Below are 13,103 nucleotides of genomic sequence, written 5' to 3'. Positions count from 1 at the left end.
ATACGTGCACACCAACGTGCAAGTTAGCTGAGGGGAAGCGGATCTCCCTCCGTCGCGGGCGACGCGATGCCGATCAGGCCCCGCAGCTCCGCGGCGGTGACGTCGGCGCCGAACGCGGGGTTCCCGGGCTGGAGCACCGCGCCGGCGGCGAGGGCGTCGAGGGGGAGGGCGTCGAAGCCGAGCCGATCGATCACGTCCGCGACCACCGCGACGTCGGCGGGTCGGTCTCCCGCGATCGCGATCGCCTTGCGCCCCTCGGTGCCGGAGGCCCGGGACTCGTCTTCCAGGTCGTGATAGCCCATGTGGTTCAGGGCCTTCGCGACGCGCGACTCGGGCAGGAACTCCTGCACCAGCTCGCTGGTCGAGGTGCGCGGATCGCTCAGGTCGTCGCGGATGCCGTCGGTCTCCCACCAGTAGTTCATGGCGTCGAGCACCAGCTTTCCGCGCAGCTGCTCGACCGGAAGCGTGCGGTACTTGCCGAGCGGGAGCGCGAGGATCACCGCATCCGCCCCGGCGGCGGCCTCCTCGGCGCGCACCGCGGTGGCCCCCGGCGCGAAGACGTCGATCGTGAGCGCGATGCGCTCCGGTGCCCCCGAGCCGGCGATGAGCACCCGGTATCCCGCGGCGAGGGCGAGGCGGGCGATGGTGGTGCCGACCTTCCCTGCGCCGAGGATGCCGATGGTCTCGATGGTCTCGATGGTGTCGTTCATGCGTGCCCTCCTCAGGCGTGGACGGCCTTGCCGTCCTTCGTGATCCGCGCGAGGCCGGGGTCGCCGAACGCGCCTTCGCCCGGTTCCTCGGCGAGGAGCTCGCGCACGCGCGGGGCGACCTTCTCTCCGAAGAGGCGGATGCTGCGTTCGCGCGCGTCCTTCGGCAGGTGCAGGAGGTCGTACTTCAGATCGAACCGGGACAGGTGGTTGAAGCGCACGGCTGCGGCGAGCTTCCGCGCGACCGTCTCGGGAGAGCCGACGTAGAGGGCTCCCGTGTCGACCTCCTCTTCATAGCGCTCGAGTGTGGGCGGGTAGAAGCCGCGCTCCTTGCTCATCTGCGTCACGACCGGCTCCCAGTGCTTCCAGTGCACGTTCTTCGCCTCGTCATCGGTGTCGGCGATCAGGCCGAGGGAGTGCTGCCCGATCGGGAGCTCCGGACGCCCGAACTGCTCCAGGGCACGCAGGTACAGGCGGGCGTGACCGGCGAAGCGCTCGGGGCGCCCGCCGATGATCGCCATCATCAGAGGCAGCCCGTGCTCGGCGGCGCGGATGACCGAGTCGGGGCTGCCGCCGATGCCGATCCAGGCCGGGATGCCGCCCTCCGGCATCCGCGGCTGCAGTCGCACGTTCTCGAGGGGGCTGCGGTAGGAGCCGCTCCAGGTGACGCGCTCCTCCCGCATGAGACGCAGGAACAGGTCGAGCTTCTCCTCGAAGATCTGCTCGTATTCGGCGATGTCGTACCCGAACAGCGGGAAGGACTCGATCGCCGACGCCCGGCCGAGGATGAGCTGCGCCCGTCCGTCCGAGAGTCCGTCGACCGTCGCGAACTCCTGGTAGAGCCGCACCGGATCCTGTGTCGACAGCACGGTCACCGAGGAGCCCAGTCCGATCGTCGAGGTGGCCTGTGCCGCGGCCGCCAGCACGACCGGCGTCGCGGAGTCCATGTGACCCTCGCGATAGTGCTCGCCGATGCTGAACACGTCGAGCCCGACCGACTCGGCCAGCTGCGCCTCCTCGACGAGCAGCCGCAGCGTCTCGCCGTCCGACATCACGCGGTCGCCGTCCGTCGCCAGCTCGCCGAAGGAGTTCAGCCCGAACTCGACTTCCGTCATCTCCACCACGACCCTTCTGCACGCCCCGGTGTCTCCGGATTGACGTATCACCTCGATGCAACCGTACAATTGACATATCAATTCCCGGGAGGGCGAGATGACCGCAGAGCACCGCCGCAGCACGCCGACGCCCGATCAGCTGCGGGTCTGGCGGAGCTTCATCGAGACGTCGGAGACGCTGCGGGCGCGCCTCGCCGCACAGCTGCAGGCCGAGTCGTCCCTGTCGTCCGGTGACTACCAGGTGCTCCTCGCCCTGAGCGAGGCCGAGGGGCACACGGCCCGGTCATCCGCGCTGGCGGCCCTCATCGACTGGGAGCGCAGTCGCCTGTCGCACCACCTGGGGCGGATGGAGAAGCGCGGTCTGGTTCGACGTGTTCCGTGCGCGGACGGGGTGCACGGGGTCGACGTGCTCCTCACCGACGCCGGAGCCGAGGCCTTCCGTGCCGCGAACGTGCCGCACCTCCGCGCCATCCGCGCCCTGTTCGTCGACGCACTCTCCGCCGAGCAGCTCGCTCAGGTCGATGACATCACCGCGGCCCTGCGGAGTCACCTCGGACTCGATGCCGACGTCTGAGCCGGACCGCCCATTCCCCGCACGAGCGCCTGCGCGGATTCGGCGAGGGCGCGGGAGCTGTGCCGCCCCACGCCGGTCGCGTTGACGAACGCGTGGATGTGCCCCTCGACCAGCTGCGTCGTCGTCGGCACCCCGGCGCCCCGCAGCGCCTCCGCGTAGGCCAGTCCTTCATCGCGCAGCACGTCGAATCCGGAGAGGGCGACATGGGCCGGCGGATGCCCGTTCAGGTCGGCGAACAGGGGAGACGCGCGAGGGTCGGTCCGGTCCTCCGGGTTCGGCAGGTAGTGGTCGATGTACCAGTCCATCTGAGCGGCGGTGAGGAAGTAGCCGTCGGCGAAGAGCTCGTAGGAGCGGGTGCGGCGGGAGGCATCGGCGACGGGGAAGAAAAGGAGCTGGAAGTCGGGGCGCCCTGACTCGTCCGCGATGGTCTCGGCGCACACCACGGCACTCAGGTTGCCACCCGCGCTGTCGCCGGCGACGGCCACCGGGAGCTCGGGGGCGGTCGGCGTGCGGACCCAGCGGAACGCGTCGACCGCGTCGTGCACCGCTGCGGGGAAGGGGTGCTCCGGCGCCAGGCGATAGTCGACCGAGTAGATCTCCAGCCCCGTGCGCGCGGCCAGGAACCGGCAGACCGCATCGGTCGAGGTCAGCCCGCCGACGACCCAGCCCCCGCCGTGGAAGTAGGTGACGGCACCCCAGGGCCGCGTCCCGGCGGCGTGCTGGTAGCGACGGGCGCCGACCGACCCCGCGCGCGTGGGGATCCGCAGCTCCTCGACGATGTCGACGTGCTCCCGGTCTCCGAAGATCAGTGCTTCGGCGTCGACCTGCGCCCGCGCATCCGCCAGCGGCAGCTCCTCGAAGCTCGATCCGGGCAGAGCGTTGAGCAGGCGCAGTGCCATCTGCACCTCGGTGAGCAGCGACTGCCCGTCGATCTGCACGGGCTTGCCGGCGATCAGGCGCTGCGCGGGTTCGGGCAGGGCGCCGAGCGTCTTGATCACGAGCCGGATGATGCGCTGCTGCGCCGTGAGCGTCTCCGCCATGGCCGCCCTTTCGTCGTCGAGGAGGGGAACCGCCAGGATAGGGCTGCCCCTCGGGGGGACCCGGACGCGGGGCGTCCGTTGACCGGACATCATCGGACAGCCAGACTGTCCAGATGCCCACCCTGCCGAGCCCGCCGGCGCCCTCGGCGACGATCAGCCCGCACGTCATCCGGTATCTCGTGCAGGAGGCGGAGCGTCGCGGCATCTCCCTGGAGCGGCCGCTGCGCGAGGCGGGGCTGACACCGGAGGTGCTGGATGCGCCGTCGCTGCGCGTGTCGTTCCGGCAGGGCAGCGCCGTGATCGACGCGGCCCTCCGGCTGTTCGACGATCCCGCCGCGGGGCTCGCCGTCGGCGGTGCGCAGCCCATCACCGCATCGGGGGTGCTGGGGCTGGGGATGATGAGCAGCCCGCGCGTCGTGGACGCCATCCACCTCGGCCTACGGTTCCAGAACCTGGCGGGCTCCATGGTGCGGTGGTCGACGGCCGCGCGCGGCGACCAGCTGTCGGTCGTCGCCGAGGTGGCCGAGGGGGACGATCGCGTCGGCGCCTTCCTCATCGACGAGGGATTCGCGAACATCACGCGGATGGCGCGCGACGTGACCGGGAAGCGGTTCCACCCCGTCCGTGTCGAACTCGCCCGGCCGGCCCCCGCGGACGCCGCACGCCACGGCCGCTGGTTCGGATGTCCGGTCGAGTTCGGGGCGCACCGCAACGCCTGGACGCTGTCGGAGGATCAGTGGCGTCTGCCGAGCCCGTTCGCCGACGAGTGGACGCTGCGTGCCGCGCTCGCCCTGCTGGAGGAGGAGTCGGCGGGCGTGGTCGACCGCCAGGAGCTGGCGGCGGTCCTCGCCGCGCGTATCGATGCCGATCTGCCCGAGATCGCCCCGCTGGGCCACCATGCGAGGGCACTGGCGCTGAGCGAGCGCACCCTGCGTCGCCGGCTCGCGGATGTGCAGGCCACGTACTCCGCTCTGGTGGACGACGTCCGCCGACGGGCGGTGACCCGGATGCTCGCGCAGGGTGCGCTGCCGATCAGCGACGTGGCGGCCGCGGCCGGATACGGAGACGACCGCTCGCTGCGACGCGCCGCGCGCCGCTGGTTCGGATGCTCGCCCGCCGCGATGCGCGAAAGGCTCCAGAGCGGCCATTGAGGATGGCCGCTAGCGTCCGGTGAGCTGGCTCTCCGGGCCCGTGCCGCACCGCACCCGAATCGTAGGCTCACGGAATCCGCCGCACCATCCGACGGATCCCCCGCCTACGAAGGAGTCTGCGATGTCCTCGCCCATCTGCGTCATCGGCGCCGGCCCCGCCGGTCTCGCCGTCGCCCGTGCCCTCACCGAGCGCGGTCTCGACTACGTGCATCTCGAACGACACAGCGGCGCCGGCGGAGCGTGGGACATCGACAACCCGGGCGGGCCGATGTACGACTCGGCGCATTTCATCTCCAGCCGGACCGTCTCGGGCTTCAGCGGGTACCCGATGCCCGATGACTATCCCGACTATCCCGGCCACGCCCAGATCCTGCAGTACCTGCGGGCCTTCGCCGACGCCTACGGGCTCACGGAACGCATCCGCTTCGACAGCGAGGTGACCGACATCGCCCGGGACGGAGCGCTCTGGCGCGTCACCACGGCGGCGGGGGAGGAATCCCTGCATCAGAGCGTGATCGTCTGCACCGGTGCGCAGTGGCATCCGAACATCCCCGAGGTGCCGGGCACCTTCGACGGCGAGGTCCGACACAGCCAGAGCTTCCGGTCGGCATCCGAGTTCGCGGGCAAGCGCGTGCTGATCGTCGGCGGGGGCAACTCCGCGTGCGACATCGCCTGCGACGCCGCGCGCACAGCGGAGTCCGCGAGCATCAGCATGCGGCGCGGCTACTGGTTCATCCCGAAGCACGTGTTCGGGGTTCCGAGCGACATCGTGGGCGGGAAGGGCTCGTTCCTGCCCAAGCGCCTCGAGCGGGCCGTGCTGCAGCCGCTGCTGCGTCTGCTCGTGGGCGACCCGACGCGCCTCGGCCTGCAGAAGCCCGACCACAAGCTGTTCGAGACGCACCCGGTGCTCAACTCCCAGCTCATGCACTACCTGCAGCACGGCGACATCACCGCCCGCCCCGGCATCCGCGACACCGCCGGCCGCACGGTCACCTTCACCGACGGCACGTCCGACGAGTTCGACCTCATCCTCCTCGCGACCGGCTACCGGCACCGCGTCCCCGTCGCGCAGGAGTACTTCGGCGACGAACAGCACCCCGATCTGTACCTGAACTTCGCCTCGCGGGAGCATGCGGGCCTCTTCGGAGTGGGCTTCATCGAGACCAACAGCGGCGCCTACCAGCTGTTCGACCAGCAGGCGCACCTGATCGCGGCGTTCCTGGCGGACAGTGCGACCGGCAGCGGGGCGGCCCGTCGGTTCCAGGAGCGGATCCGCGCGGATCACCCCGACATGTCGAACGGTCTGCGCTTCGACTCGTCACCCCGGCACCGCGGCTACGTGGACTCCGACGCCTATGCGAAGTACCTGCGCACGCTGTCGCGCGAGCTGGGATGGCCGCTGCAGTCACCGCCGTTCTCCGGAACCCCGGTCGGCGATCGCACGGCGGTGCGCGCATGAGCTTCGACTTCCGCGGCACGGTGATCGTCGTCACGGGCGGGGCCGGTGACATCGCCCGCGCGTTCAGTGCGCGGGCGGCCGCGGCCGGGGCCGTGCTCGCGCTCGTGGACCGGCGCGAGGGTGCCCTGCAGGCGGCGGTCGACCTGCTGCCGGGAGCCGGACACAGCACGCACCTCTGCGACCTGACCGACGAGAGCGCGGTGCGCGCCCTGGTCGACGACATCGGACGCGTCCACGGTCGCATCGACGTGTTGGTCAACAACATCGGCATGACGAACTCGGAGCGGTTCGATCAGCGCAGCGTCGACAGCATCCGGCAGGAGATCGAGGTGAACATGGTCTCGCCCCTCGTGCTCACCCGCCTGGCGGTGCCGCTGCTGCATCGGTCCGACGACCCCCGGGTGGCGACCACCGTGTCGCTGGGTGGGATCTTCCCGCTGGGGGAGACGCCGATCTACACCGCGAGCAAGTTCGGACTCCGCGGCGCGATGCTGTCGATCGGCCTCGACCTGCGTGCCCGCGGCATCATCGCGGGGTCGGTGATGCCGTCGGCGACGGATACCCGGATGCTGCGGCAGGAGGCCATCGACGGCGGCAACTCCCTGCAGTTCCAGGATCCTCCGCAGCCGCCGGACGCGGTGGCCCGTGCTCTGGTCTCCCTGCTGGATCGCCCGCGGCTGGAGGTCTACCCGCGCCGCGGCGAATCCGTGCTGCTGCGCGTCGCGATGCTGTTCCCCAACGCCCTGCCCCGGCTGATGGCGCTGTTCCGTCGACGCGGCGAGCGGGGCCTGGCGACCTACCTGCGTCAGCTGGAGGATGCAGGACACATCGTGCGCCGCGACGGCGTGCCCGAACTGGTGGAGACCCCGTGACGAACACCGACACCCTGACCATCCGCAACCCCGGCGACGGCACCGAGATCGCCCGGATGCCGGTGACCACGGCCGCCGAGGTCGCCCGCCACACCGCGGATGCGCTCGAGGTGCATCGCTCCGGCGTCTGGTCGGGTGCGTCGCCGCGGGAGCGCGCCGCCGCGCTGCTGCGCCTGGCCGAGCTGATGCAGCGCGACGCCGAGACGCTGGCCCGTCTCGACAGCGAGGATGCGGGCAAGCCGATCATGGAATGCCGTGACAACGACGTGCCCGGCGCGATCGAGTCCATCCGCTGGTTCGCGGAGGCGCTCGACAAGCAGTACGGACGGGTCTCGACGACCGCCGCCGACGTCCTGGCCTTCACCGAGCGCGAGCCGTACGGCGTGGTGGCGGCGATCCTGCCGTGGAACTATCCCCTCGCCATGGCGTGCTGGAAGATCGGTCCGGCGCTCGCCGCCGGGAACGCGCTGATCCTGAAACCGGCCGACGCGACGCCCCGCTCGACGCTTCATCTCGCCGGGCTCGCCGAGGAGGCCGGCATCCCCCGCGGCGTGCTGCGTGTGCTTCCCGGTACCGGGGCGGAGACCGGGGCGGCGCTCGCCGCGGATCCGATCGTGGAGGCGATCTCGTTCACCGGATCGACGGCGACCGGACGGAAGATCCTCGCCGCGTCCGCGGCCACGAACCTCAAGCGGGTCAGCCTCGAGCTGGGCGGGAAGAGCCCGCAGGTGCTGATGGCCGATGCGCTCTCCTTCGGCGACCGGCTGATCGAGGGGCTCGTGGAGGCGGCGTTCCTCACGGCGGGGCAGAACTGCACGGCGGGTTCGCGGATCCTCGTGCACGAGTCGATCCATGACGACGTCGTCGAGCGGCTGAGCGCCGCCGCCTCGGCATTGCGGATCGGGTCACCGGCCGACGAGGCCACGCAGATCGGCCCAGTGATCGACGACGTCGCGGCGACCCGCATCCTGCGCGCGATCGACGAGGCGGTCGCCGCGGGTGCCCGCCTCGCGACCGGGGGCGTCGAGGTCGCCGTGGGGTCGGGTGGACGGTACATCGCCCCGACCGTGCTGACGGACCTTCCGGATGACGCCGCGATCCTGCGGACGGAGATCTTCGGGCCGGTGGTCACGGTGCAGCGCTTCGCCGCGCGGGACGAGGCCATCGCCCTCGCCAACGCCGTCGACTACGGGCTGGCCGCCTCGGTGTGGACCAGGGACCTGGACGACGCGCTCGCGCTCGCCCGCGGCATCCGTGCGGGTCTCGTCTCGGTCGGCGCCTACAGCGAGGGCGACATGACGGTGCCGTTCGGCGGATGGCGTCAATCGGGCTTCGGCGGGGTGGAGAAGTCCCTGCAGGCGTTCGCCCAGTGGAGCCGCGAGAAGACGATCTGGGTGCAGACCGCATAGGCGGAGACCGCGCGGTCGGCCCGTGCGAGCGATGCACCGGCCGACCGACGCCGGGCTCCCGCTACTCGAAGACCGGGGTGAGGAAGCGGCGCTCGTAGCGGCGGATGCACTTCGTCGTGCGCGCGAACTCGAACGCGGCGATGCATTCGGGGTCGGTGCGCGACGCCGTCCGGTAGGCCTCGTACTCGGCCAGGGAGGGGAACGTGAACAGGGCGAACGCCTCGTCGCTGTCGCCCTCGCTCGGCATGAAGTAGCCGTGGTGGTCGCCGCCCAGCTTCTCCACCAGCCGGATCCAGGTCCGTCCGTACTCGGTGAACTCGTCGAGCTTGTCGGGGTCGATCTCGTAGCGCAGGTGAACGGTGATCATGCGGATGATCTTCCCAGATCAGCCCACCCGGCGGGGAACCCCGACACTACGCTGAGTCCCGTGACGAACTCTCGCGACATGGTCCTCATCCCCGGGGGAAGGTTCCTGATGGGGTCGGACGACTTCTACCCCGATGAGCGGCCCGTGCACGAGCGGGAGGTCGCCTCCTTCTTCATCGACCGCTACGAGGTGACGAACGAGCAGTACGCCGAGTTCGTCGACGCGACCGGGTATGTGACGGTCGCCGAGCGTCAGCTCGACCCCGCGGCCTTCCCCGGCGCCGATCCTGCCGACCTCGTTCCGGGAGCGATGGTGTTCACCACCACCGCCGGCCCCACCGACCTGGGCGACTGGCGCAACTGGTGGCGATGGCAGCCCGGAGCGTACTGGCGTCGTCCGTTCGGACCCGACTCCTCGATCGACGATCGGCTGCGGCATCCGGTCGTGCACATCGCCTTCGAAGACGCCGTCGCCTACGCGGACTGGGTCGGGATGCGGCTGCCCACCGAAGCCGAGCACGAGTACGCCGCGCGCGGGGGAGTGGAGGGTGCACCGTTCGCGTGGGGCGACGAGCCCTACCCGGACGGCATCGCCCAGGCGAACTCCTGGCTGGGGCGCTTCCCCTACGACAACCAGGGCGTGGGCGGCACGGCTCCCGTCGGCTCCTACCCGCCCAACGGCTACGGCCTGTACGACATGATCGCGAACGTGTGGGAGTGGACGACCGACTTCTACACCCCGCGGCACATCCGTCTCTCGGACGCCCCGGTCGACGCGGGCAAGCGGACGAACCTCCTCGCGGCCGCCAGCGCCCAGGAGGGGTTCCCGGACATTCCGCGTCGCGTCCTCAAGGGCGGCTCGCACCTGTGCTCGCCGGACTACTGCCTGCGCTTCCGACCGGCCGCGCGCTCGCCGCAGGCCGAGGATACGGGCATGTCGCACATCGGATTCCGCCTCACCCGTTCCGAGTGAGGTGCCCCTGGGCGCACCCGTGAGGGAGTGCTTGGCTTCGACCGAGGGCGATCGCCCCCGTCTCACGCGTCGAAGCAAGGAGTCGGTATGTCCGAGAAGCCCAACATCCTCATCATCTGGGGCGACGACATCGGCATCGCGAACCTCAGCACGTACTCCGACGGCCTCATGGGCTATCGGACGCCGAACATCGACCGGATCGCCGACGAGGGCGTGAAGTTCACCGACTACTACGGCGAACAGAGCTGCACCGCGGGGCGCGCGGCCTTCATCACCGGCCAGAACCCGTACCGGACGGGGCTCACCAAGGTGGGCATGCCCGGCGCGAAGCTGGGGCTCCAGCCCGAGGACCCCACGATCGCCGATGCGCTCAAGCATCACGGCTACGCGACCGGGCAGTTCGGCAAGAACCACCTCGGCGACCGCGACGAGCATCTGCCGACCGCCCACGGCTTCGACGAGTTCTTCGGGAACCTGTACCACCTCAACGCGGAGGAGGAGCCCGAGCACCCGGACTACCCCACCGATGCGGAGTTCCCCGGGTTCAGTGAGAAGTTCCGTCCCCGCGGCGTCATCCACTCCTGGGCGAACGACGACGGCACGCAGCGGATCGAGGACACCGGTGCTCTGACCAAGAAGCGGATGGAGACCGTCGACGAGGAGTTCCGCGATGCGGCGGCGGACTTCATCCGTACGCAGGCGGCCGACGACACCCCCTTCTTCGTCTGGTTCAACTCGACGCACATGCACTTCCGCACCCACGCGAAAGAGGAGAGCAAGGGGCGGGCCGGGCGCTGGCAGTCGGAGTACCACGACACGATGCTCGACCACGACGACGTCGTCGGGAGTCTGCTCGATCTGCTCGACGAGCTCGGACTGGCCGAGAACACCATCGTCATGTACTCCACCGACAACGGGCCGCACATGAACAGCTGGCCGGATGCCGGCATGACCCCGTTCCGAAATGAGAAGAACTCCAATTGGGAGGGCGCGTACCGGGTGCCCGCGATGGTCCGCTGGCCCGGGCGCATCCCGGCGGGAACCACGCTCAACGGGATCGTGAGCCACAACGATTGGTTCGTCACGCTGCTGGCCGCGGTGGGCGACGACGACATCGCCGAGCGTCTGGCCTCCGGTGCCGAGCTGCACGGCACCGAGTACAAAGTTCATCTCGACGGACACGACCAGCTCGACTACATCACGGGTGCCGTCGAGCAGAGTCCGCGTCGGCACTTCTTCTACGTCTCGGACGACGGCGACCTCACGGCCCTGCGCTTCGACAATTGGAAGCTCGTGTTCCTGGAGCAGCGTGCGGCCGGAACCCTGCAGGTCTGGCAGGAGCCCTACATCGAGCTGCGGTTCCCGAAGCTCTTCAACCTGCGCACGGATCCGTTCGAGAGGGCCGACATCACGTCGAACACCTACTGGGACTGGGTGCTCGACCACGTCTTCCTGTTCGTGCCCGCGCAGGCCTACGTCGGAAGGATGCTCGGCACGCTGGCGGAGTTCCCGGCGCGGCAGAAGTCGGCGTCGTTCACGATCAACCAGGTCATGGCGAAGCTGGAGTCGACGGTCGGCAGCTCCTGAGTCTCCCGCTCCTCGGCGGAGGCTGCGACCGTCGGGCTGTCAGGCGCTGCGGTCCCGGAGTGCGACTCGCCGATTGTGCAGGGCGAGCGCCACGAACGCGATCCCCGGAACGGCGAGCACGATCAGCACCGGCCACCACCAGCCCTCAGCGGTGAGCATCACGGCTCCGAAGACCAGGAAACCCGCGCCGATCGAACGCATCGCGACCGAGCCGACGGGGGTCACGACCGGGTTGCGCCAGAACGGCACCGTGCTCGTCGCATTCGCACGCAGCGTCATCGCCAGGGCGGTCAGGAAGAGGATCGAGCCGGCTACGGACAGGAGCACACCGAACACGTTCATGCCTCGAACGTATCAAGGACGTCGCGAGGGCCGGTCGTAGAGGGTGGAGCGACGGCGCGGAGGGGGCTCGCGCTCGGGCGTCTCGCCCGTCCCGCCACCGGCTGAGACCCGACCAGGCGAGTCCACTGCCGGGCCACCTTGATACATTGGGAGTTCCCCCTCTCTCCCCGGCAAGCAAGGACGGTTCCGCGTGGCGGCTCAGCAGTCAGGAACCGCCGATGCTGCGGGCCGACCGGAATCCGCATCGCGGTACATCCTCCGTTCGCGGCTGCTCCGTGGGGCGTTCCTCAGCCTGGTCATCTCGGGGATCGGGATCTCGATCACGGTTCCGCAGATCACGCTGTTCCTCGTCGACGAGCTGCACCTCTCCATCGCGCAGGCGGGGCTGTACTTCCTCACCAACCTGACCGCGCCCATCGCCGGCTACGTGGTCGGTTCCCTGTCCGATCGTGCAGGGTCGCGGCTGCTCGTGTTCCGGCTGTGCGCTCTCGCCGGCTTCCTCGGCTGGGTGCTGATGGCGTTCGCGATGCAGCCCTGGATGCCGTTCGCGATCAACATGCTGCTCCTCAGCATGGCCGGCGCGGGTGCCGCCCAGCTGCAGGCCGCGGTGCGCGATGAGCTGAACCGGACGCCCACTCCCGCCGACAACGAGGTCGTCGCGGTGATGCGGATGGCCATGGCGTTCGGATGGATCGTCGGCCCGGTCATCGGCGCGGTGCTCGGAGCCGTGCTGGGCCTTCGTCCGCTCCTGCTCGTGACCGGGATCTCCGTGCTGATCTCGATCCTGCCTCTGATCGGGGCGAAGGCGCCGTCCCTCGCGGAGCGCAGTGCGGCCGTGACGCGCCTCCGGCATCCGGACGACGCGACGGCGGCGGGCGAACCCGGCGTCGCCCCCACGCGGCCGGCCGTCAGGCGCGACGCGTCGATGCTGCCGCTCCTCGTCTTCACCGGCATCTACGTGCTGATCATGTGCGGCGAGACGGTCAAGCTCGCCTACCTGCCGCTGTACATGGACGGCGAGCTCCGCGTCGATGCCGGCGTCCGCGGCGCGATCATCGGGTTGCAGCCGCTCATCGAGCTCCTCCTCATGCCGTTCGCGGCGCGGCTGGCGAGCCGGTTCGGGGTGATGCGCGTGCTCTTCGTCGGCGCCCTGATGGCCGTCGCCGCCCATGTGTCCTACGCCTCGGCGGACTGGGTGGAGCCGCACCTTGTTATGCTCGTCGTGGGGCAGCTGCTCATGGCGGGCGTGATCGCCTCGTTCGGCGTGCTCGGGATCACCGTGGCGCAGCGACTGGTCCCGACGCGGGTGGGGATGGCGACCAGCGTGTTCCTCAGCGCCTACGCGATCAACGCCGCCGTCGGAGGTTTCCTCGGCAGCGTCGGGTCGGCGTGGCTGGGACTGCCTCTGCTCTTCTGGATCCCCGCCGCGATCGCTGCCGTGGGAGCCATCGCGCTCGTCGTGCTCAACGCGCGGGTGCCGCTCGGCGCGCCGCCGCGCGCCCGCTGAC

13 protein-coding genes are annotated in these 13,103 nt (G+C 70.2%); 8 read left to right on the top strand and 5 right to left on the bottom strand.

The annotated features are described in order from the left end of the window. Window positions 1-23 precede the first annotated feature (23 nt). Both AC07VM_RS04555 and AC07VM_RS04550 read right to left on the bottom strand, forming a co-directional pair. Complete coding sequence (locus AC07VM_RS04555; RefSeq protein WP_494910150.1) at window positions 24-710, bottom strand: NADPH-dependent F420 reductase; 687 nt, start codon at window positions 708-710, stop codon at window positions 24-26. 11 nt (window positions 711-721) lie between these two features. Further along, window positions 722-1,822, bottom strand: a complete 1,101-nt coding sequence (locus AC07VM_RS04550; RefSeq protein WP_494910149.1) for an LLM class flavin-dependent oxidoreductase — start codon at window positions 1,820-1,822, stop codon at window positions 722-724. A 97-nt stretch (window positions 1,823-1,919) separates the two neighbouring features. Here AC07VM_RS04550 and AC07VM_RS04545 point away from each other — a divergent pair, with 97 nt between their 5' ends. Further along, the gene (locus AC07VM_RS04545; protein WP_267415899.1) at window positions 1,920-2,396 is read left to right on the top strand and encodes a MarR family winged helix-turn-helix transcriptional regulator; all 477 of its coding nucleotides are present in this window, start codon (window positions 1,920-1,922) and stop codon (window positions 2,394-2,396) included. Here the strand turns inward: AC07VM_RS04545 and AC07VM_RS04540 are convergent. Further along, window positions 2,369-3,436 carry an alpha/beta hydrolase gene (locus AC07VM_RS04540; RefSeq protein WP_494910148.1) on the bottom strand — a complete coding sequence of 356 codons (1,068 nt, stop codon included), beginning with the start codon at window positions 3,434-3,436 and terminating at the stop codon, window positions 2,369-2,371. The genes AC07VM_RS04545 and AC07VM_RS04540 overlap by 28 nt on opposite strands. 113 nt (window positions 3,437-3,549) lie before the next feature. Here AC07VM_RS04540 and AC07VM_RS04535 point away from each other — a divergent pair, with 113 nt between their 5' ends. The 4 genes from AC07VM_RS04535 to AC07VM_RS04520 all read left to right on the top strand — a co-directional run bounded on the left by AC07VM_RS04535 (window position 3,550) and on the right by AC07VM_RS04520 (window position 8,327). Beyond that, on the top strand, window positions 3,550-4,587 hold the full coding sequence (locus AC07VM_RS04535) for an AraC family transcriptional regulator (protein ID WP_494910147.1): 1,038 nt from the start codon (window positions 3,550-3,552) through the stop codon (window positions 4,585-4,587). A 121-nt stretch (window positions 4,588-4,708) separates the two neighbouring features. After that, window positions 4,709-6,046, top strand: coding sequence for a flavin-containing monooxygenase (locus tag AC07VM_RS04530; protein ID WP_494910146.1), 1,338 nt, complete (start codon window positions 4,709-4,711; stop codon window positions 6,044-6,046). Further along, a complete protein-coding gene (locus AC07VM_RS04525; protein WP_267415893.1) occupies window positions 6,043-6,918 on the top strand; it encodes an SDR family NAD(P)-dependent oxidoreductase in 876 nt (291 codons plus the stop codon). Before AC07VM_RS04530 ends, AC07VM_RS04525 begins: the two co-directional genes overlap by 4 nt. Next, window positions 6,915-8,327 (top strand): aldehyde dehydrogenase family protein, encoded by a 1,413-nt coding sequence (locus AC07VM_RS04520; protein ID WP_494910145.1) that lies wholly within the window; start codon window positions 6,915-6,917, stop codon window positions 8,325-8,327. The genes AC07VM_RS04525 and AC07VM_RS04520 overlap by 4 nt, the downstream gene beginning before the upstream one ends. A 61-nt stretch (window positions 8,328-8,388) precedes the next feature. Here AC07VM_RS04520 and AC07VM_RS04515 read toward each other — a convergent pair whose 3' ends face one another. Then, window positions 8,389-8,694 carry an NIPSNAP family protein gene (locus tag AC07VM_RS04515; protein WP_494910144.1) on the bottom strand — a complete coding sequence of 102 codons (306 nt, stop codon included), beginning with the start codon at window positions 8,692-8,694 and terminating at the stop codon, window positions 8,389-8,391. A 60-nt stretch (window positions 8,695-8,754) separates the two neighbouring features. Here AC07VM_RS04515 and AC07VM_RS04510 point away from each other — a divergent pair, with 60 nt between their 5' ends. Further along, a complete protein-coding gene (locus AC07VM_RS04510) occupies window positions 8,755-9,666 on the top strand; it encodes a formylglycine-generating enzyme family protein (RefSeq protein ID WP_494910143.1) in 912 nt (303 codons plus the stop codon). Window positions 9,667-9,753: 87 nt separating this feature from the next. After that, window positions 9,754-11,253 carry an arylsulfatase gene (locus AC07VM_RS04505; protein ID WP_494910142.1) on the top strand — a complete coding sequence of 500 codons (1,500 nt, stop codon included), beginning with the start codon at window positions 9,754-9,756 and terminating at the stop codon, window positions 11,251-11,253. 39 nt (window positions 11,254-11,292) lie between these two features. Here the strand turns inward: AC07VM_RS04505 and AC07VM_RS04500 are convergent, their stop codons facing one another. Further along, on the bottom strand, window positions 11,293-11,595 hold the full coding sequence (locus tag AC07VM_RS04500) for a hypothetical protein (RefSeq protein WP_267415889.1): 303 nt from the start codon (window positions 11,593-11,595) through the stop codon (window positions 11,293-11,295). Between the two features lie 190 nt (window positions 11,596-11,785). Here AC07VM_RS04500 and AC07VM_RS04495 point away from each other — a divergent pair, with 190 nt between their 5' ends. Continuing rightward, the gene (locus AC07VM_RS04495; RefSeq protein ID WP_494910141.1) at window positions 11,786-13,102 is read left to right on the top strand and encodes an MFS transporter; all 1,317 of its coding nucleotides are present in this window, start codon (window positions 11,786-11,788) and stop codon (window positions 13,100-13,102) included. The last annotated feature ends 1 nt before the right edge of the window (window position 13,103 follow it).

The sequence above is a fragment of the Microbacterium sp. GW821-FHT01D02 genome, from assembly GCF_059422585.1.
The sequence above is the reverse complement of the archived record's forward strand: the minus strand, read 5'-3'. Positions and strand labels throughout refer to the sequence as shown.

Excerpts from the sequence above, each read along its gene's own strand:
- AC07VM_RS04525 (WP_267415893.1), top strand. The coding sequence starts at position 6,043 with ATGAGCTTCGACTTCCGCGGCACGGTGATCGTCGTCACGGGCGGGGCC.
- AC07VM_RS04540 (WP_494910148.1), bottom strand. The coding sequence starts at position 3,436 with ATGGCGGAGACGCTCACGGCGCAGCAGCGCATCATCCGGCTCGTGATC.
- AC07VM_RS04550 (WP_494910149.1), bottom strand. The coding sequence starts at position 1,822 with ATGACGGAAGTCGAGTTCGGGCTGAACTCCTTCGGCGAGCTGGCGACG.
- AC07VM_RS04500 (WP_267415889.1), bottom strand. The coding sequence starts at position 11,595 with ATGAACGTGTTCGGTGTGCTCCTGTCCGTAGCCGGCTCGATCCTCTTC.
- AC07VM_RS04555 (WP_494910150.1), bottom strand. The coding sequence starts at position 710 with ATGAACGACACCATCGAGACCATCGAGACCATCGGCATCCTCGGCGCA.
- AC07VM_RS04545 (WP_267415899.1), top strand. The coding sequence starts at position 1,920 with ATGACCGCAGAGCACCGCCGCAGCACGCCGACGCCCGATCAGCTGCGG.
- AC07VM_RS04505 (WP_494910142.1), top strand. The coding sequence starts at position 9,754 with ATGTCCGAGAAGCCCAACATCCTCATCATCTGGGGCGACGACATCGGC.
- AC07VM_RS04535 (WP_494910147.1), top strand. The coding sequence starts at position 3,550 with ATGCCCACCCTGCCGAGCCCGCCGGCGCCCTCGGCGACGATCAGCCCG.
- AC07VM_RS04515 (WP_494910144.1), bottom strand. The coding sequence starts at position 8,694 with ATGATCACCGTTCACCTGCGCTACGAGATCGACCCCGACAAGCTCGAC.
- AC07VM_RS04530 (WP_494910146.1), top strand. The coding sequence starts at position 4,709 with ATGTCCTCGCCCATCTGCGTCATCGGCGCCGGCCCCGCCGGTCTCGCC.